General features: G+C 29.7%; 19 protein-coding genes and 1 pseudogene. 7 read left to right on the top strand and 13 right to left on the bottom strand.

Annotation, left to right across the window (positions count from 1 at the left end; translation table 11 throughout):
- Positions 1-268 precede the first annotated feature (268 nt).
- A complete protein-coding gene (locus CF386_RS09095) occupies positions 269-454 on the top strand; it encodes a hypothetical protein (protein ID WP_089074125.1) in 186 nt (61 codons plus the stop codon).
- Positions 455-805: 351 nt separating this feature from the next.
- On the opposite strand, the gene CF386_RS09100 is transcribed toward CF386_RS09095, so the two are convergent.
- The gene (locus CF386_RS09100) at positions 806-1,405 is read right to left on the bottom strand and encodes a glutathione S-transferase family protein (protein WP_089074126.1); all 600 of its coding nucleotides are present in this window, start codon (positions 1,403-1,405) and stop codon (positions 806-808) included.
- 635 nt (positions 1,406-2,040) lie between these two features.
- Positions 2,041-2,817 carry a 3-hydroxybutyrate dehydrogenase gene (locus CF386_RS09105; RefSeq protein ID WP_089074127.1) on the bottom strand — a complete coding sequence of 259 codons (777 nt, stop codon included), beginning with the start codon at positions 2,815-2,817 and terminating at the stop codon, positions 2,041-2,043.
- Positions 2,818-3,023: 206 nt separating this feature from the next.
- Here CF386_RS09105 and CF386_RS09110 point away from each other — a divergent pair.
- A pseudogene (locus CF386_RS09110) lies at positions 3,024-3,503 on the top strand (GrpB family protein).
- A gap of 45 nt (positions 3,504-3,548) precedes the next feature.
- On the opposite strand, the gene CF386_RS09115 reads toward CF386_RS09110, so the two are convergent.
- The 3 genes from CF386_RS09115 to CF386_RS09125 form a co-directional block, all read right to left on the bottom strand.
- Entirely contained in the window at positions 3,549-4,112 is a 564-nt protein-coding gene (locus CF386_RS09115; RefSeq protein ID WP_158522367.1) for a TetR/AcrR family transcriptional regulator, read from the bottom strand.
- 402 nt (positions 4,113-4,514) lie between these two features.
- Complete coding sequence (locus tag CF386_RS09120) at positions 4,515-4,937, bottom strand: bleomycin resistance protein (RefSeq protein ID WP_089074129.1); 423 nt, start codon at positions 4,935-4,937, stop codon at positions 4,515-4,517.
- A 239-nt stretch (positions 4,938-5,176) separates the two neighbouring features.
- Positions 5,177-5,797: a phosphatase PAP2 family protein gene (locus CF386_RS09125; RefSeq protein WP_089074130.1), complete on the bottom strand. Its 621-nt coding sequence runs from the start codon at positions 5,795-5,797 to the stop codon at positions 5,177-5,179.
- A 372-nt stretch (positions 5,798-6,169) separates the two neighbouring features.
- Between CF386_RS09125 and CF386_RS09130 the strand changes: the two genes are divergently transcribed.
- Both CF386_RS09130 and CF386_RS09135 read left to right on the top strand, forming a co-directional pair.
- On the top strand, positions 6,170-7,264 hold the full coding sequence (locus CF386_RS09130) for an acyltransferase family protein (RefSeq protein ID WP_089074131.1): 1,095 nt from the start codon (positions 6,170-6,172) through the stop codon (positions 7,262-7,264).
- Between the two features lie 52 nt (positions 7,265-7,316).
- On the top strand, positions 7,317-8,375 hold the full coding sequence (locus tag CF386_RS09135; protein ID WP_089074132.1) for an acyltransferase family protein: 1,059 nt from the start codon (positions 7,317-7,319) through the stop codon (positions 8,373-8,375).
- A 157-nt stretch (positions 8,376-8,532) separates the two neighbouring features.
- Here CF386_RS09135 and CF386_RS09140 read toward each other — a convergent pair whose 3' ends face one another.
- The 6 genes from CF386_RS09140 to CF386_RS09165 all read right to left on the bottom strand — a co-directional run bounded on the left by CF386_RS09140 (position 8,533) and on the right by CF386_RS09165 (position 15,478).
- Complete coding sequence (locus tag CF386_RS09140; protein ID WP_089074133.1) at positions 8,533-9,798, bottom strand: MFS transporter; 1,266 nt, start codon at positions 9,796-9,798, stop codon at positions 8,533-8,535.
- A 144-nt stretch (positions 9,799-9,942) separates the two neighbouring features.
- The gene (rarD, locus tag CF386_RS09145) at positions 9,943-10,839 is read right to left on the bottom strand and encodes an EamA family transporter RarD (protein WP_089074134.1); all 897 of its coding nucleotides are present in this window, start codon (positions 10,837-10,839) and stop codon (positions 9,943-9,945) included.
- A 323-nt stretch (positions 10,840-11,162) separates the two neighbouring features.
- Positions 11,163-11,558, bottom strand: coding sequence for a carboxymuconolactone decarboxylase family protein (locus CF386_RS09150; protein ID WP_089074135.1), 396 nt, complete (start codon positions 11,556-11,558; stop codon positions 11,163-11,165).
- Positions 11,559-11,697: 139 nt separating this feature from the next.
- Entirely contained in the window at positions 11,698-12,627 is a 930-nt protein-coding gene (locus CF386_RS09155) for a LysR family transcriptional regulator (protein ID WP_089074136.1), read from the bottom strand.
- A 139-nt stretch (positions 12,628-12,766) separates the two neighbouring features.
- Positions 12,767-14,476, bottom strand: a complete 1,710-nt coding sequence (locus tag CF386_RS09160) for a thiamine pyrophosphate-dependent enzyme (RefSeq protein ID WP_089074137.1) — start codon at positions 14,474-14,476, stop codon at positions 12,767-12,769.
- Positions 14,477-15,052: 576 nt separating this feature from the next.
- The gene (locus CF386_RS09165; protein WP_089074138.1) at positions 15,053-15,478 is read right to left on the bottom strand and encodes a hypothetical protein; all 426 of its coding nucleotides are present in this window, start codon (positions 15,476-15,478) and stop codon (positions 15,053-15,055) included.
- 430 nt (positions 15,479-15,908) lie between these two features.
- Here CF386_RS09165 and CF386_RS12855 point away from each other — a divergent pair, with 430 nt between their 5' ends.
- Positions 15,909-16,079: a hypothetical protein gene (locus tag CF386_RS12855; RefSeq protein ID WP_158522368.1), complete on the top strand. Its 171-nt coding sequence runs from the start codon at positions 15,909-15,911 to the stop codon at positions 16,077-16,079.
- A gap of 93 nt (positions 16,080-16,172) precedes the next feature.
- Here CF386_RS12855 and CF386_RS09170 read toward each other — a convergent pair whose 3' ends face one another.
- Positions 16,173-17,099, bottom strand: coding sequence for a DUF3658 domain-containing protein (locus CF386_RS09170; protein ID WP_089074139.1), 927 nt, complete (start codon positions 17,097-17,099; stop codon positions 16,173-16,175).
- Between the two features lie 336 nt (positions 17,100-17,435).
- On the opposite strand from CF386_RS09170, the gene CF386_RS09175 reads away from it, so the two are divergent.
- Positions 17,436-18,344, top strand: coding sequence for a hypothetical protein (locus CF386_RS09175; protein WP_089074140.1), 909 nt, complete (start codon positions 17,436-17,438; stop codon positions 18,342-18,344).
- 256 nt (positions 18,345-18,600) lie between these two features.
- Here CF386_RS09175 and CF386_RS09180 read toward each other — a convergent pair whose 3' ends face one another.
- Positions 18,601-19,449: a hypothetical protein gene (locus CF386_RS09180; RefSeq protein ID WP_089074141.1), complete on the bottom strand. Its 849-nt coding sequence runs from the start codon at positions 19,447-19,449 to the stop codon at positions 18,601-18,603.
- Between the two features lie 661 nt (positions 19,450-20,110).
- On the opposite strand from CF386_RS09180, the gene def reads away from it, so the two are divergent.
- On the top strand, positions 20,111-20,644 hold the full coding sequence (gene def, locus CF386_RS09190) for a peptide deformylase (protein ID WP_089074143.1): 534 nt from the start codon (positions 20,111-20,113) through the stop codon (positions 20,642-20,644).
- The last annotated feature ends 85 nt before the right edge of the window (positions 20,645-20,729 follow it).

Raw genomic sequence — 20,729 nt, forward strand, 5'->3', positions numbered from 1 at the left:
TCTAGTTTTTCTACTTTTTTTAATTTGTGGGCTAATGGTACAGAGATTATTAAAGAACAACCTTCCACAATCACCTTAATAAACCACATGCATAAGACAATATCAATCAAATTGGACACTGAATATAATGTAAAAAATGCGATAAATACAAACACAAAACTATTAAAAAAAAGTCGAGAATAAAGTCGATGTAAAAAACCGCAAGGCCATATATTTTCCTTTTGACGCTATTTTGGGTCGGGCATTAATAAATGAATTTAAGGAACAAATGAAAGATAATAGCAAATGGTTAAAAAGACCTGAAATAAACAAAAGTCATGGTTATGGTTTAGCAAATTGGATTATTAAAAATGATGTGGCAAGGTACTTAACATCAATATCAGTTAAAGAAAGAATTAAAGAACCAAAATATGAGTTAAAAAAATACATAATTGAATTAGAAAACAAAATATAAAATATAGAATTTAACGATAAGATGAGTGAAATTGTCGGTTAACATTAAAGATTAAAACTTTTCTCGAACGCAGGACTGATTACTACGTGATTCTACAACAAAAAAATGACAATAAAGATTAAAACCTAAACTTAATTAACGTGCTGGTTCAAAGAAAATTGTGACAATAAAGTTTGAAACTCACTTTTGGACAGAAACTGCTTAGATTATTTAATCTATTTCGGTTAGCAGGTATTAGGAATAGTAAGGGTGATACTCGATATAACCTTTGATGATATTTCCATTATTTACTTATATAAAGTGTCTAACACTTCGGATAGATGTCGGCTACGCGGCACATATCCTTATTTGTTATACTTCTGGCTCTGAAACCACAACACTGTCATGTGCCCTTATGTACATCAAATGCTTGTCGTAAAAGCCATTTCTCATACAACCATGTTGCAATGCTTTTTTGTAGATTGAAGCTACAAATATATCAGCTATGCTAAAGTCGTTACCCACAGCAAATCCTGACTCGCAACAGATCGATATACTTAATTTTTCTAAGCAACACATAATCCAGTTCCCACGAAGTTCTCGCTTTGAAGTTTCATCTAACTCTGGACGCATAAACCTTAATACTGTTCTATTTTGGGGAGAATGAATACTGGAGTTTACATACTCACAAATTCTGCGGACGTGAGTTTTTTCATTGAGGCTTTTACCAAATAAGCTCGGATTAGGAAAGCGTTCTTCCAAGTACTCAATAATTGCCATTGATTCAGAAAACACCGATCCATCGACACAAAGAGATGGGACATAGCCAAAAGGATTTATATCTAGGTATTTTGTCGTTAGTTCGTCAGAGCTGATCTCAATTCTATCGTAACGTATCCCCTTAAAATTGAGTACCCACTCCACCCTTGCAGAACTATTCGAACCCTTTGCGCTGTAGAGCGAAACTTCCATACATCCTCCCGAAAGCATTACACAGCAAATAAAACTAATCCAAAATCATATTTATAATATATGAATATATGAATGAGTTAAAGGTCTAACGCACAATGTGACAAAAGCTTGCTATACAGAAGACGACAAGAAGCATCGAAAAAGTTTCAAACTTTATTGTCATAGTTTCAGTCTTTATTGTCGAGTTTCAAACTTTAATGTCCTTCCACAGAAATTGCATAAAAATGGCTTTCTATTAAAAACACACTATCAAACGACTATTTTTACAATTTAAATTAAAGGAATATTTTTTTATACAAAAAACTCTTAAATAATATATCATATCCACCCTGCTTTAATGCTAAAAACAAGGCTTTCGGGATTTTCAAAAAATGCCTAGTGCATGTATACACCATATATGTCGCTGTAATCTATGTAATGTGTGTATTGATTAGCTTATAAATTAAGAATAATTTTTTGAATATGTACACTATGTAATCTGTGGTCATAAGGTCATGAAATTGGGTTTTTTAGGGCTTATATCATTACTCAGATTTTTGTTGCATTAAGAAAACATAAATAGTTTTCTTGCATAATGACATCTAACCCATCTTGTTTAAGTTTTTTATTTTAGATTAACCAACATGTTAACGAAATTATTCCATATAACCACCATGGTTGACCATTAAAGACTGTCCAGTTAATGCGTTTGTTTTAAAACTTGCTAGAAATACAGCACAATCAGAAATATCTTTTGAAGTAATAAATTGATTATTAACTGTTTCGGACAACATACTTTCAATTATTTCATTTTCTGATTGATTAAGGACTTTTGCTTTATGAGAAATTTGTTTCTCTAATAAACTTGTTTTTATGTAACCTGGACAAATCACGTTAGCACTTACATTATGCGAAGCAGCTTCTTTAGCTACAACTCTACATAATCCAAGTAGAGCATGCTTCGCAGCTACATAAGGTGCTTGAAATTTAGAGCCTTGCTTAGAGCTCACTGAACCTATATAAATAATTGAACCAGCTTTCGCTGCATACATAAATTTTAAACAAGCTTTTGTAGTTAAAAAAGCTCCGTGAAGATTAATTGAAATAACTTTTTTCCAATTTTGATAAGCTAATTCATTTATTTTTTCAATATGTTTAAAACCCGCATTATTCACCAATATATCTATTTTTCCATATTTTTCATACACGTAATTTATAGAGCTATTCACATTATCTTCATTTGTTATATCCATACGAACAAAAATTGCATGACCACCTTTCATATTAATTTCTTGTGCCGTTTTCGTTCCTGTTTCTTCATTTAAATCAGCAATGACAACCTTCGCTCCCTCTGATGCATATGCAAGAGCAACTCCCTTTCCTATACCACTTCCTGAGCCCGTAACAATAGCTACTTTATTTTTTAATTTCATTTAATTTTGCCCTATTAAGTCAAAAACATACCAACTAGTATGTTTTTAATATAACTTATTAAATAATATAATAAAACCACTTTTTTATTAATTCTAAATTCAATAAATTTTAAAGAAAAAACTCATTATCTTTTAATTGAAACAAAGCATAATATAAGGTAATGTTTTTGAGATATTAATAATTATCAGAATATTTATGAAATTTTATGAAATTTTATGAAGCCCCATATTATCAGGAAAATTGCATGAAATTATTTGAAAAGTATAAAAATAAGATTCAATCAATTCTTCCAAAAGCTAAAATTGAGCACATAGGGTCGTCATCGATTCCAAATGCAATATCTAAAGGCGATTTAGATATTCTGATTGGTGTACCAGTCTAATACATAGAATCTACAATTGAAAAACTAAAAACTTTAGGTTTTGAGGAAAAAGAAGACACACTTAGAACAAATGAATTATGCATGTTAGAATCTTTGTCTTCAACTGAAGAGGTAGCATTTCAAGTCATTGCAAATGGCTCAAAGTTTGAGTTTTTTCTAGATTTTCGAGATAAGCTCAGAAATAATCCAAGACTAGTTACTCAGTATAATGAACTAAAAAAAATATGTGTAGGATTGTCACCTGATGATTATAGGCTCAAGAAAGCACGTTTTATTGATTATATCTTAAAGCTCAACTCATAAGTATTAACCTCACATTAAAAAAATATTGAAATAAAATTCTAAAAGCTATTTTTTAAATATCATATTTTCCAATATGTTCATGATGTTTGGGTAAAGCTTTTCATCATCTAAACCCGTAACAGTGATATAAGAGCCCTGTATAACTGATATAATTAAATTGGACAACTCAGCTGCATTGGTGTTTTGAAAGCAAGCACCTTCATCAATGCATTGAGAGATAACATGCTCTAATTGATTTTTTAACCAACTAAAACCCCTCAAAACCTCAACTTTAAGTTTTGGTGTAGATAAAATTAACTTATCTCTCGTCATTTGTCCTAAAAAGCAACCTTTTTCAAAATTCCTATTCTTTTTAATAAAGTTGCTTAATTTAATCTTTCCAGTCACTGTTTCATTAAATATCAATTGATTTTCTTCAATAAATTGCTCGACATTATATTGAATTGCATAAAAAGCCAAATCTTCTTTTCCTGAAAAATGATGGTACAAACTTCCTTTACCAATACCAGATAACGTCAGCACATCTTGTGGACTAGTATTAGCCAATCCTTTATCCAAAATTAGTTGTGACATTGCAATAACAAGCTTTAGTTTTGTATTTTTTTTCATATTTACATACATAACATTTTTTAAACCTAATTCTAGCGAATATAAATTAGAAAAAGAATATAAAATAGATAAAATACTAAAACTATATAGGATACATGTAATCTATGCTGGGCGGCTTGATATACTCATAGATTACATATTAGAGTGTACATACATGTTAAATTAGTTCTGATTGTATATTTATACACGTACCTTTCATAATACTGCATCAAACCTAACTCTCAACTTTTAATTAGAGCATTGGTACAACTAAATCTTTTACTACTTTTATAATTATGATTGAAATCTTGGAGTTCAATTTAAGTTATGTATTAAGTTTAAAGTTAGATCTGAATGAATTAAGTACAGTTTTTTGGAATCCACTTGAAACGTCGAAGAGCCAATTATTTTTATAACAGATTTTTAAGACTTCTCTTTTTCTCCAAGGTGCTGGGTAAACCTTAATAAATAACCATCTAGATCCTGTATTAAAAACTCTCGTTGACCGGACAACTTTTCACCAATGTCGTACCATGTTTCCTTTAAATCTCGGAAGAAATGCACCTCAGCTTTTCTGAGCCTTTTGATTAATGGTTCTAAGTCTGAAAGCTCAATTTGAAAATTCACTCCACGGCCTAACGGAGCTACTAAGTCACCAGTAATCCAACCTGAATCCGTGATTTGTTCTAGCATGATCTGAACTTGTTCTTGTTCAAGATAAACAAAATCAGGATTTTCTCGCTTAATTCTTACAGAGAAACCAAGTACATCCACGTAAAAGGAAAGTGATAATTCAAAGTTACTAACTAATAATTCAGGAACCATCGGATTCCAATATTCTTCCATAATCTATCCTTGTCACATGCAATACTGCGAATGTTATAACGCTTTCTATACGGTGATTGTTCTTACTTTACGAACAATGTTTTCATACTCGTTTTCATCAAGAGTTTTAACACTAATCCAATAAAGCGCTCAAATAGAGTGAAGGTATAAATTGTAAAACGCCCTTATCACTTAAAAGAAAAGTTTGTACTTCTCCGTTTACTCTATACATAATTTTATTCCCTAAAACTGTAGTTAATTTAACTGTTAATTTTATACTTTACTGCAAAAAGTCCTACTAACCCGCCCAACAAAGCACCAGCCAATACATCACTCACATAATGATAATACATACCAATTTGACCAACAGTAACTAAAATTGCAAGTAAGATCCAAAGCCAGCGTAATTTAGGGAAGATAAGAAACATACTTACAGAAAATGAAAATATAAAAGTAGCGTGTCCTGATGGAAATGACGCAAATGCACTTCCTGATTTAAACCAATTAAAACCATATACATGATTTGAGATAAGTGATGGATTATTGCATGTAAATGTGGCTGCCCAATATCTACCAAAAATTGTTTTTAATACCTCTTTTAAAAATTGACCAATTATTATGGCATTACTAACAATTAAAAAGGATTTATCCAAACTATTAATTGATTTTCTTATGATTTTGACTAAAAAATAAAAATAAAAAATAAAAACGAATATCGAAATAACGTAAGTGATCGAGTTTGCGAAAATTTTTAATAAACCCAAATCTCTTGAATGATGTTTAACTAAAAACCAAACAACTTGTCGATCAAAAAAAAAGTAACTGATTACAATGAGACTTGAAATAAATAATATAAAAAGTATTAAATGGCTATTTTTCATGACAATACCAATATATAAAATCAGAATCATAACATAAAAATTAATTTTAAAAAATTGTTATTCTTCAGTGGGTTAGAAAAAATATCATTAATTTTAGAATAAACCATAAATGTATAGGTAAATTTACATTAAATAATTTCATTAATATTATTAAGGATTTAATTAAGCTTTAAATAATAGATAGTTTTTGGGATGTACAAATAATTTTAAAAAACTTTAGGTCTATCAGGGATAAATTATTTTATCCCTCGAAGAAATAATCAAGCTTAAATAAAATTTTCGTCACTTAAAAGTTGATTACATACCAAATTAATAGCTATTAAATCATAAAATGAATAAATTTAACCTGATTTTTTAATCAGGAAAAAATTTATGAAAAAATATATTAACAATCGACTTGATTATTTAGATAACATAAAATGGTGTTTGGCTATTATAGTCATAATGCATCATTCATTCGATTACTTTCAAAATACTTACCCAAAATATAAATCTAGTTTTGATATTGTTCTTGGCATCGATCAAAGTTATTTTATGGATCTCTTCTTTTTTATATCTGCCTTTTTTATAGTTCCATCTTTGATAAAAAAAGGCAAAAGTGCATTCAATAAAGATAAAATTATACGTTTAGGTGGTGCTTTACTCATTACCTATTGTCTAGTTGAGCCCTTAAACGATGTAGTCAAATATTGGGGTGTAAACAGTATAATAACATCCTACCTCGGTTACCTTTTATCACCAGATAGATGGTCTACAATTAAAAGTCTTCAATGGGGTGATTTTATGGGAGTCACTTGGTTTTGTTGGACATTGCTGCTTTTGTCTTTAATATGGAGTCTATTCTTTCGAAATAAAGTTAATGAAAATCAAGCAACAAACCTAGAAATACCTTCTTATTTGCAAATTATTATATTTTGTATATTAATGGTCCCTTTAAATTGCATTGCTGTGATGTTTGAAAATGTTTTCGGTAGTAATTTTCTAGGTTTCCGTCTTATTGGCATGTTTCCAAGCTACATTGCGGCTTTTATGATAGGAATCAAAGCATACCAAAATAACTGGCTAGATAAAATTAATTTAAGATATGGTTTGTTTGGTCTCATTTTATTTTCTTTTGGGTTTTATTCTATTGTTTTTTCACATTTTATTGCAAGCAGTATTTCAAATGATGAATCTTTTAGAATACTAAGAACCTTTTGCGCAGTTGGAATGATTCTTTTTTTACTCTATATTTTTAAAAAATATTTTAATCATTCAAATAAAGTAACCAAAGCTTTAGCTCGAGCCTCTTTTCCAGCCTATGTAATCCAATTTGTTTTTCTTAATGTGTTTTTTAAATTTATTGCACCAGGATTAAATTGGAATCCGTGGTTTATAACATTATTTGTCGGGGCATTAGCAGTAATCTGTTCATTTACGGTTGGTATGATCTTATATCGTTTACCTTTCTTTAAAAGAATATTTTAATTAGACAATACAAACAAATGATAATGAACTATCAATTATTGAGGAATAATTAATGAAAAACAATATTCACAGTCGACTCGATTATTTAGACAATATAAAATGGTTTTTAGCTATCATAGTCATAATGCATCATTCATTCGATTATTTTAGAGGCGTATACCCCAAATATAGTCAAGAATTTGGTAGAATTTTATGTTTCAACCAAAGCTATTTTATGGACTTATTCTTTTTTATATCTGCTTTCTTTATCATTCCTTCGTTCTTAAAAAAAGGTAAAAGCGCTTTTAATAAAGATAAAATGATACGTTTAGGGGGTGCTGTATTAATTTACGTAGTAACAATGGATTTGATACTTAGTAAAATTATCTGGGGAAGTAAATTTACATTAGCTTCATTTATCTCATGGTACTACGAACATATTATCAATCTTCAATGGGGAGATTTTATGGGAGTAACTTGGTTTTGCTGGACGTTACTGATATTTACTTTGGTATGGAGTCAATTTGTCAAAACAAAAAACATTGAAGAAAAATCAAATAAGCCTTTGCCATCTTTACTTAAAATATTTATTTTTTGTTCCATCATGACACCGATAAACCTAATAGCTTTGAAAATTAACGGTGTGTCGGGAGATGGATTTTTGGGGTTTCATTTAATTAAATATTTCCCAACTTATATCGCAGCTTTTGTGTTGGGAATTCAAGCGTATCAAAACAATTGGCTTGATGAAATTGATTTTAAATACGGTATATTTGGACTTGTTATGTTTACATTTTTTTATTGCTTTGAAAATGGTTTTATTACAGGTCGTGGCTTTGATGATTCAATATTTAGAACATTTTGTGCAATTGGTATGATTCTTTTTCAGCTTTATATTTTTAAAACTTTTTTTAATCACTCAAATAAAGTTACTAAAGTTTTAGCACGTGCTTCTTTTCCAGCATATGTATTTCAATTTATATTTTTAGTCGCCTTATTTAAATTTTTACAGCCCGTTGTATCCTGGAATCCATGGATCATCACATTAGTGATTGGTGTAATATCAATAGTCGGTTCTTTTATATTAGGTATTATTTTATATCGTTTACCTTTCTTTAGAAGGATATTTTAATTAAACAGTACAAATAAAAGATCATGAACTAATAATGACAAAGTAATAAAAAAGCCAGATGATTCTGGCTTTTCCATGTTTCACACATCATTATGTTACAGTGTAAACATATCTGCTTAGATTCACTTGATTCAATACATAAGATAAACTTTATCAATTACATATGTAAATCTAATATCTTCTTTTGTTCTTTCGTGAGAGACCTTGCTTTAATAATCGGCAAGAGTGTAATTAATAAAATACTAAACATAAGAATAGAAATAGGCATTAAGGATAGAGATTTTGTAAAATGGTCAACGGATGTTTGCTCAATAGATACTCCGCCGCTCAGTGTTGTCACCACATACCCAACTAACATTTGAAAAACTGGACCGCCTCCCATATTAAATTGATTTGTTGTTCCTTGAATGGTGGCCTTCGGTAATTTATTAAAATAACTTCCCATGAAACTAAAAACAACAACACTTGCATTTGTTATAAAGCCTAGTATAAATAAGTTAAGCATTAAAACATCTTCACTAATGTCACCCGATAGAATTAACAGCATATTCATGACGGCAATTAATCCAGATATGAAAAGAAGTCTAATCTGAAACTTTTTATCAAATGCATCACCAATCAGACCTAAAAGCAAACCACCCAATAATCCTCCCAAAGAAATAACCGAGGTGAAATAAGCGGCATCTTGGCTCGTTAAATCATATGCTTTTTGTAAAAAGGTCGGACACCATAAAGCTGAAAAGGCAGTTTGCGGACTACTCAAACAACCTACATAAAGAGCCATAATAATAAATACTGGGGACTTAAGTAAAATAACAACTGTTTTTTTAAAGTCTGAAAACCCTACTTTTAAGTGATATTTTTGAGAAAATCGACCAACAAAAATCCACATGATTAATAACAATAAACCTATTAATGAAGATAGAATATAAGTGGTGCGCCAGGAACCAAGGAGTGTGGTTAAATGCAGCCAAGGACCTTGCCCTAAAAATGCTCCGAGCATGGCAACAGCCATCGTTAATCCAATCAAGAAACTTTTATATCTAAATTGCATAGATAAGGCGAAAGTGCCAATAATTGCAAAATTTGAACCTAAGCCCATTAAAGCTCGGGCAAAAATAAGTTCTTCAATATTTTTTGAATATCCAAAAAGAAAACCACCTAAAGATACAAGCCAAATCGCTAAAATCCATACTTTATATAGTCCAAATCGATCAATTAGCATACCTGCGGGTATCATAAAAATGACATAAGTAAAATAGTAAGCAGATGATAATAGACTTAAATCTGAAGGAATGAGATTAAATTGAGTGGATAGTTCTGGTAAAATAACACTATCAGATACTCTAATAGCATATTCTAAAATAATAAATAGCCACGCTGATAAAAATAAAAAGGATACTTTAAAATAGTTTTTCTTCATAATAATTCAATGATTTCATCTCTTCATGGAGTTGCGAATTATAAAGTTGTTCCTTCATCATGTCTAACAAAAAAAGACATGTCTTATAAAAACACCATGCCTTTATAAAAAAGAAATGCTTTTTAGGTAGTTATAATAAATAATCTATAATTTTAGATCTTTTATCGAACGAGATGCTATAACAGAGTCAGCGATTGAAAGAATGAGAGCAATCCAAATAAGCGTAAAGGTGATGATTTGTGTTTTTGTAAAGGGCTCATGATACATATAAATTGCAGTCAATAGTGCTAAGGTAGGATTGATATATTGAAAAAAACCAATAGTGGTTAAATTTAATCTAAGTGTTGCCTTATGTAAAAAAATAAGAGGTATGACAGTTAACACCCCTGCTCCAATAATTAAAAGATCTAGTATAATAGAGTTATTAGATATATTTATAGGTGAATGATACTCAATATAAACCAAATATATTATAGCAACCGGGACCAATAATATGGTTTCAAATAGTAGACCACTTTGAGAATCTATAGGTATCTTTTTTCTTAATACTGTATAGACAGCAAAAGAAATCGCCAGAGTAATTGATATCCAAGGAAAACCATGAAAAGCAATTATATTATAAGATACAGCACAAATTGTAAGCAACACGGCAATCGTTTTTAATTTGGTTAGCTTTTCTTTTAAAAACACAATGCCACAAAAAATTAAAATTAATGGCGTCGTGAAATAACCCAAACTCGTTTCCATTACATGGTTATTATTTATTGCCCATAAATATAAGCCCCAATTAAAACCAATTAACATAGAAGTCAACGTCAAAGCTAACATCAATCTTTTGTTTTTATATATTTTTATGAAATTTTTGGAATTTTTCATGACATAAACAAGAATTACGAGAAAAAAAGAACCAAATATCACTCTCAAACAGAGCATTTCAAAAGTTGGTATCTCTTGCAGAAATTTATAATAGAACGGACCTAAACCCCAAATTGTGTATGCTAGTATAATATAGACAACACCCGACCACTTATTGATAACCATCTCAAACTCGCTTAAAATCCAAAAAATTTAATTTATCTTATATGATTTGATAAGTACATTCCCTCTTTTTTTAAGATGAAGATAATTTCTTTTTAGGAATCAATTTAACATTTTAATTCTTTTTGAGAATTAATTTCATAAGATCTTCTTGTTTCGAGAGTAAATAATAATATCACACTTAAAAACAAGTTAGTTTAATATCTTTGTTTAAATAATAATTAAAACAGATTTAAGAGATAAAATTTTTCTTCGGTTTATTCATAAAACAAAAGACTTCAAATGAAGTCTTTTTCTCAATATAGTTTAGGATGGAATCCCTCAAATTAAGCAGCATCATCTTCAAATTTCTGTATCACTTCATGCGAAGCAAGCATTCCATTTAATACTCTAGGAAAACCAATATATGGCGATAAATGTATGATAGTTTCAATAATCTCTTCTTTCGTACAGCCTACTTTTAACGCTGACTCAGTATGTGCTTTCAATTGTAAGTCACAACCGCCTTGAGTGACTAAGGTTGAAATAGTTAATAATTCTCTTTGTTGTAAAGTTAATTCCTCACCAGAGTACACATCTCCAAAAGCAAAACTAACAAAAAGATCACTTAACCTTGGAGAAATATCCTTCAAAATACCTTTAACATCATGAAAGGTGCTTTGCTCTCCAGATAATTTTGTTATATTTTCTATTCCCTTTTCATATCGGTTTACATTATTCATTTTTATATACCTCTTGTTATATGATTAATATTGATTAACAACAAGTTCATTATAATTAGCCCTAACCTTGAATAAAGTAGGCATATAAAAACACTCTGTTCGGAAAAGAAGAACAGTTTACTCAGAATCAATTGAAATACTAAATAACTAAACTCTTCATAATTGTAGGCAGATATTGTTTAGCTAGATTTATGACAGCATTGACTTTTTTTACTTTTAATACTGATGGATGAAACACCATATATGATGTAAGAGGTTTAGATGTCCAGTTTGGTAAAATTGGTCTTAGTGTACGATCTTGGATACTTTCATACGCAACAAAATTGGGAATATAACAAATACCAGCATTGGCTTTACTTAAGTTCATAATTGCATTCAAATTATCAAGAATAATTTCTTCGTTAAATCTTGCTCTAAATAACTTATTTTCAGATTGATGAAAAAGCTCAACTAAAATTTCTCTTTCACCTTCAGATAATCCCAACAAAGGAAAACTCTTAAGATTTTCAGGCTCATTAATATTATTTACATTTTTTAGATTTGGACTTGCATACAACTTATTATGATATGTCCCAACTTTATAAGCGACCAATCTGTCATCAACAACATAACGGTTTCTAAAAGCTAAATCATATTTTCCTGAATGCATATTTTCAATATCGTATGAAGAATGAAATATTAATTTAAGTTTTGGAAAAATATCTCTTACATAAGGTAAAAATCGAGTTAATATATATTGAGTGTATTCAGGAGGGGCTGTAATTTTAATATCGCCTTCGACATCTAATGAAATTTTCTCAACCTCTCGCGTCAATTCATTTCCCATATGAATGAGTGATTCAACGAAATGTAATAAGTGTCGGCCTTCTCTTGTTAGGAGAATGCTCCGAGTCTCTCTATTAAATAATTTAATATTTAATATTTTTTCGAGTCGAGTAATTCTTGTACTAACAATTGATTTGGCAATATTTCTCTTATTACCAACAGCTGTCAAACTACCTTCATTAACCACATCACGAAATGTAATAAGGTCTTGAAACTTAACTTGCTCTAATATCTCATTAATCATATCAAATTTAGCTCTTTTATTAATGGTAAAAAGTTTAAGAACTGATTTAATATAATTATAAAGTATTATTTAAGTTAATGAACAAGCCTTTTTATAATCAAAATTATAAAAAGGCTATAAAAGTAACGTCAGATAATTTTTATAAATCCTTAAAAAGATTTTGTATTTTTCTTTCAATAACCATTTCTTTTATTTTACCAGTTGTGAATTTCCATGCTGTCTCTAAATCTATAGATGGTGGAATAATCAGCTCATCAGGATTAACAAAAACTTCAACTATAACTGGCTTATTAATCTTTAAAGCTTTTTCTAATGTAGGTTTAAGCTCACTTGGATCCTTCACCACTAAACCGACACAACCACAAGCTTCTGCAACAACAGAAAACTCAGGGTTGACTAAATCCGTAGCATATCTTGGATAACCTGCTGCTTCCATTTCTAATTCTACAAAACCAAACTTCTCATTTCTGAAAATAATTGCAATCAAGTTAATGCCGTAACGTGATGCTGTAACCAAATCAGCCAAAAGCATTCCAAAAGCCCCATCACCGCACAATGCAACGACCTGTCTATTCGGATATAGAGATTTTGCACCTATCGCAGCAGGAAGACCTACTCCCAAAGAACCATGATTAAAAGAACCAATTAACCGTTGTTCGCCTCGCATTTTTAAATAACGAGCAGTCCAAACAGTAACCTCCCCAACTTCGGCAACAAAAACTGCGTCATCCGAAACCAACTCACTTATTGTTAAAACAACAGATTGAGGATGTATAATTTTGTTTTTAGTTAAATCATAAGCATCGTACGTTTTTTTTAACCAATTATCTCTCTGCTTTTGAAGTGTCGTTAAATGTGTTAAGTCATTTTTTTCTGTTAATAAAGGTAACAACATTTGTAACGTTGCTTTGACATCACCAACAACACCCTTCTTTATATGAACTCGATGACCTATTCTATTGGGACATATATCAACTTGAATAATATTCCCATGTTTAGGTAAGAACGAAGAATATGGAAAATCAGTACCGAGCATAATTAATAAATCACAATTATCTACGACTTTCATTCCATGAGGTGTTCCAACATGCCCAATCCCTCCAATTGAAAATGGATCATTATATTCTAAAACTTCTGTACCTTTTAATGAATGGCTCACTGGTGCTTTTAATTTCTCAGCTAATGCATGGACTTCATCTCTAGCTCCTCTGGCACCACAGCCTATCAAAATTGAAGGTTTCTGACTATCCGCAATCAGTCGATTGATTTCATCAATATCTTTGTCTGAGGGTCTAACCTGACTGGGAAGTTGCCGAAAAATTTGAACAGGTTTATTTTTAGAGATCTTTTTAGAAATTACATCTGTAGGAATGGCAATATGAGCAACCCCTCTTTCAGAGATGGCAGCTTGAATAGCTTGTTGGAATAACCGAGGAACTTGTGACTCCGATTGAACAATAGCACTGAAAACGCAAGGATCATCAAAAACTTTCAATTGGTCTATCTCTTGAAAATAACCTGATTTAGCTTCTGGTTGAGGCACATCACCAGTAATCATTAAAACAGGTGAACGATCTCTTGTAGCATTATAAACTCCATTTATTAAGTGTAGTGCGCCTGGGCCTATAGTACCGACACAAACAGCAAGATCTTGGGTAAGCTCTGCTTGAGCAGCTACAGCAAAACCTGCAGATTCTTCATGTCTTACAGTGTGCCATTTTATACGCCCATCTTTTCTGATAGCATCAGTAAAAGCATTCATAGCATCTCCCGTAATCCCAAAGACTTGTTCAACTCCGTATTCAGCAAGTTGATAAACAAGTTCAGCAGCAATACTGTGTTTTTCCATAAATATCTCCAAGTATTAATCATTGAATGAAATATCATTTTAAAATTTAACGCATAATCATAATTAAATCATTTTAATTGATGGTTAGTTATCACATTTTTACAAGAACGTTTTAATTCATACAATATATACCTAGTAAGTTTAATTTTATAAAAATTGAAAAATTAATATCAAATACTATTCTCATAGAAAGTCCTTTAATTTATCAAAAAAGTTATTTTATCTTATGCTAATAGACTATTTTTCTCTGTTGTTTTTATCCATATTTTATTATGGGAAATCCATTCAAAATCATTCACAAAGCCAAGGAAACAACGGTTTTTGTAATACTCCAGAATACCTCTCAACTCATTAGATTTCTTTCTACAAAATTTTAGCAACTGTTATCTCTTGTTACAGCAGCAAATTCAAAAGATCAGTTACTAGTCTTTTAGATCATACCGCATCTATTTCTTCCCCAACCCAACCAATTTTTTTTATATCTAAAACAATGAGCACTAAATTAATACCATCTCATAACCCTGTCACTAAATAAACTTAGGATATATAAAGTTATTGGGGATTATCTATATTTTACTAGTGGTTTTTTAAAGTTTGTTGGTGAATCATATCAATATTTAAATCTAATTTTATTTCTAATCCACGCCTTGAATATACATGTAGCCTATATTTTTTACTCGGATAATAAAAAAGCTCATAATTGTCTATATTTTGAAAACTGACTAGCACTGCGGCACATAATTTTATATTCTCAAGTTGTTTTCTAAGACCAGCAATATAAAAGTATTCTTGTTGCCCTATCAATTCAGGGATAACTTTAATAACTTTACTTTCCTTAAATTTTTTAATCATTTCATCATCAGCACACAACAAACGACAATAAATCTTATTATAATTCATAAAAAGAGATAAATATGATTGATTATTTTTAGCTTGGGTAGTCTCAAAATAATCTGTTTCAGTGATGGTTTCATCGTAATTTATAATTTGAAAATTTACCAAGAAATGGCCTTCTTAACATTTCAATTATAATAATTATGAATCAAAATATTTATTTAGCATTTAAAATCATCTCTTAAACAAATTATAATTATAAATTTTAGAACTAGATCTATATCGTGTGACAATATTGTTATTGATTTTGATAGTGAATTATTGTAAATGGGAGTTTAAATTCTGGCGAATTGTTCAAACTTTTCATAATTATGATTAAATTGTCTTATTATCGATATTATTTGTCAATACGTCTAAACATAACAAGTTTTAAAACAGATATACTTTTACATTATAAAATCAAGTATTATCCCGAGTTTCTTTTTAATAACTTAATGATGATTAAAAATAATAAGTTAAATTGGTTAAGATTCTATTCAGATAATATTTTTTATAATGAAAGCTCAAATAATAAATTTAACTATCGATGGAGATGATAATGAAAAACTTAAAAACTTTCGCAATAGTAATATGTACATTAGCAGGAATGGCTTTTACTGTTCAAGCAGATAATGTTTCAAAAAATAGTGACCAAACTCAATATCAAGACCAATCTCAACAAGCAGACCAAAACATTAACGAAGGTCGACACGAGAATACTGGCGAATAATGATCAATGTTTAAAAACCCATTGTTGGGTTTTTAAAATTAACATAATTCAATCTATAAGATCTGATAAATTCTTTTAAGAGCTATTGATATTTTAAGGTTTAATTTTGATAAAATAGTGCTGAAGCATTTTATGGTATAAACTTAAGTTTTCATTGTCTTTGTTTACTTCCATATAATCTATTTGTTTTTGTTCAATTAACTGTATTAATCTAGTTATAACAAAACTATCTGTAAGTTGATATTCAGACATCATAATTGCGTATAAAAAAGATAACTTGATATAGCCATCAGGTATATTTTCTTTTAAGTTATGTTTGTTTCTGTATGTTTGGTTTTGCGCTTCTTTTTTTAAGCGTTCAAGAATGATTGTATCAAAATAATTTTCTTCTTCATTACGCAATACCTCATTTTCATAAATTCGAATATAACCGTTAAAATTTAAAATATTTGCCCAAGATTTTTTTAAGAACTGGTACTCTGATTTAGATAATTTTTGTTTATTATCGAAAACACGCTTAATAGATTTATAACTCCAAGGTTTTGTAAATAAACTTTCAACTTGTTCGCCCTGATGTTGAAATATATATTTATTAATATAATTATTATCTATAAAATAAACATTATTTATTTCATAAAAATAGACTAGATAATGTTTAAAAAGAATATCAGCCACTCTTTGATCATCTACCCAACATAAAATATTAATATCTTTTGTATTCATGGATTGAAGAAATTCATGACCAATTAAGGTTTCCATTTTATTTGCTATATAAGAAATAAATTCATTATCTTTTTTAGTATCCCTCTTTTCAATTTGTGACAGTGTGATACTATGAAACCACTTACCAAAATTATGATATGTTTGTTTATCACCTGGTATGATATTCGGACCTGTATAAAGAAATTGTGTATCAATATTAACAATTTTATCTTCATCAAAAAATTTTAATAAAGTTTGATGCATTGGATAATAAGTTGAAATATGGATAAAGTTATCAATGTGTTCTACTGCATTCATCTTTATTACTCTTATATAGAGCGAATTATACGCTCTCAAAAATATTCGTTAATGTTATGCTAACACACTTCCCTCTACAAATGCTTTTACATAACTAGCCTTATTTTGTGATGAACGACTATTTTCATTACTATAAAAAAAATGAAGATGGAAATAATCATAAAAAAAATATTTGTTTCTTTATCATTTTATCCCATTATTCATCCCAAATGTATGAAAAATAAACCATAAATACCATTTGTCATCATTTTACGACCCATTAAAACAAATATATTTATTTATTTATTCACAGTTTTAATATTAATTGTGTACAAACAAAACTTTTAGGACATAAAAATGAAAAATAAAAATATAATTGTAACTTCACTTATTGGAATTGGTTTATCATTAAGCTTAACAGCATGTGGTGGTGGCGGCGGTGATAATAGCAATCCAAAACCTCAACCTAGCTATAGTAATCTAACAGATGATGAAATTGCAGCTAGAATTGATACAATTGGCGGGACCAATCTGTCACTAAATAGAGTCGAGTTTGCACAAAACAACATTAACTTTGACTTCAGTGCAAGTAACCTTTCAGGTGAAGTTGCACCTCCAGGGAGTTTTTTTGAACCAAAATTTAAAAAAGCATTTAATTTTAATGGTGATTTAAAGATTAGCAAAGCTGCCATGGCACATAGTCCCACAGCAGGATCTTATATTATATCTAGTTCTAAACTAATAAACCAAAAAGAGTACGTTGCTTTTTACAAAGCTGATAATAAATTTACCGCAATTGAACAACCAGAGAATTTAATTAAGACTGAAGGTACCCTTCTAGATAAAAATCAAATCAAGTTCATTTTTCCAAAAATTTTACCAGAAGGTGGTAAGGATGTATTAAATATAACTAACGGAACCAATACAGTTTTTAATTATGCAACAAATGATGATAAGGGTGACCGTTATGGCTCTGCTTGGTTGAATACAGATACTAGGCTGAAACTAAATCCGAGTAAGTGTGGAGATATTCAAACAAAAAACCCCTATTGGAGTAAAACTAGTGATAAAGAACAAGGTGGTGAAGATACAATATACAAATTTGACCCTTCAGCACCAAATAGCCCAGAAAGTCGAACTTTAATAGTGCCTACCGGAGCTTCTCAAAATTGTACCATAGAAGTATATAACCAAAAGGTTGGAAATAATCAATCCGTGAGATTGATCAATAATGGCCAAATTATGTCACATCCAAAAGACAACTAAAAGTTGAAATAAAAAAGTTTTGGTTTCTCCAAAACTTTTTTATTCAATATCTTAAACATTATAGATTTGTGTATCATAAAAAAATTTTCAGTATATATGTTTAAATTAAACAAATAAGAGTGACCTTTAAATTCTATTTAAAAATACATTGAAATACCTATAATCAACTTACTATATGGAGATAATATGGCTCGAATATGTTTTACCTCAATATATGTCGAGGTAAAACAATGGTAGAAACAATAAAATTATTTTATTAATTTGGAAAATTAAAAACATTTTGATCAAAATTATTTACAACTTGGTCACAATTAATTCCTTCGGCCGTGCAATCAGTTTTCGTTTTATTGGCGCCAATTGTAAATTTAACCTCTTCGGTACCCTCAGCATTTAATTGTACATCAACCCTACATACACCTGATTTTGGAATGGTAACAGGCATACTCACGTTTGGATCCCCTTTTTTCAACGTCATAATTTTACCACAAACATCTGCTGTGATATCTTCATGATCCGTAGGAAATTGAAATCTATAATTTGGAGTATCGTCTTTTTCCCAACTGATTACAGCTGATTCGACATGACAATGTGTCAAGTCTTGCTTGTAAGTAGATGGTATATAAACTTGTTGTGTACTAGATTTAGAGTATTTATATGGATAACCACTACCTTCACACATGGTACTTTGTCCTGGACCAAGTGCCATGAAACCACCTGGCATCAAATCGCATACTTCTAGCTTTTCTGTTCCATTATATTCACGGCATAATTCAATATTATTTCGAATATTTTCTATTTTTCCAGTCGGTCTATCTAAAGTCCACCATGTTCCTTTAGCACCACCTATATAGTTTGAATCCCATATACGATAAACTCGAATAGGATGTGATTTAACTTCATAAACCTTTGCCTCACAGAGGTCTCCCTTCTCTTCACCTTTAACAGATTGTCCTATAATTTTTACACCCTCATCTGTTTGTGTTCGATCAATCAAGTTACTTTTAATTGAAGCTGGAGCATCCGTTGTCCCAACGCATTGATTATCTGCCATAACAACTGTGGATAACATTGAAGCTGTTAAAGCTATTAGTTTAAACTTTTTCATTTGAATCCTTTAAATATTAATCCTTGAAAGAGTTAAATTAATAAATCAAACAATGATTTATTAATTTAACTTTTATTAAAATAATTAAGCGAGCACATATAATGGTAACTTATTGAATTACATGATTAAATAAACTCGTCTTTCATAACCTATCTCTGCCAAGCTGAATATAAGCTGAACAAACAAAGTCCTCTAAAATTAAAAGTTATATTTTGTTGTTTTATTGAAATGTATCGCAAATTTACAACAAATAGTCAAAAATAATTTGAATAGCAATGATTTAAGTCAATGATAACATGTGTTTTTTTATTAAAAATCTAAATATTTTAATTTATTTTTTTATCCCAAAATTTAAAAATTTAGTCCCTCGTAACAGAATTGATAATTTAAACCCAAAAGATTTTATTTTCTCAACAAACTGTTGTTTAATAGGTACGAGTGATAAAACTTTAATTATAATTAAATATATTAACTTTGTTTGATGTCTAATCATCATTTTAATATAACTTTTAATTGAAGATTTTCATTTGTCCTTTAATTATCGAATGTTCTATTTGAACTCCCCATCATTAAGGATGGGGTCTTTTATCTAAAAAGTTTGATTTCTAAGTTTTAAAGGATAAATTATGATAATAAATAAATTGAAAATTAGAGTTTAAACATGACTATTCTACCAATTATACGATTAGGTCACCCCACATTGAGACTAAAGGCAAAGCCACTTTCAGTTGCAGAAATCAAATCACAATCTACGCAAAAACTTATCAAAGACATGAGAGAAACTATGCTAGATGCAGGTGGAATAGGTATTGCTGCACCGCAAGTCGATGTATCCAAACAAATTGCTATCATTAACATTCAAAAAAATAATAGGTATCAAAATATACCTCAATTTGACGAATGTATTGTTATCAACCCCAAAATAGAAGTTATAGATTCAAGTTTAAGAGGATTTTGGGAAGGATGTTTGTCAATCCCACAAATAAAAGGTTATGTAAAAAGACCAAAAGCTATTAAAGTTTCTTATTTAAATGAACATGCAGAACTAATAAAATTGACTTTAGATGATTTTAGAGCAACCGTATTTCAACATGAAATTGATCATTTATTTGGAAGATTATTTATCGACTGTGTTGAAGATACAACCAAGATTTCGTTTGATAAAGAATATGAAGCATTCATATTAGATAAATAAAGGATACTTGACAAACCTTATCAAACTAAAGATTATTTTTCAGCTAATAACTGAAAAATTAAATACTTTATTTTAATTAATTAAA

The organism is Paraphotobacterium marinum, assembly GCF_002216855.1.
Taxonomy (GTDB): domain Bacteria; phylum Pseudomonadota; class Gammaproteobacteria; order Enterobacterales; family Vibrionaceae; genus Paraphotobacterium; species Paraphotobacterium marinum.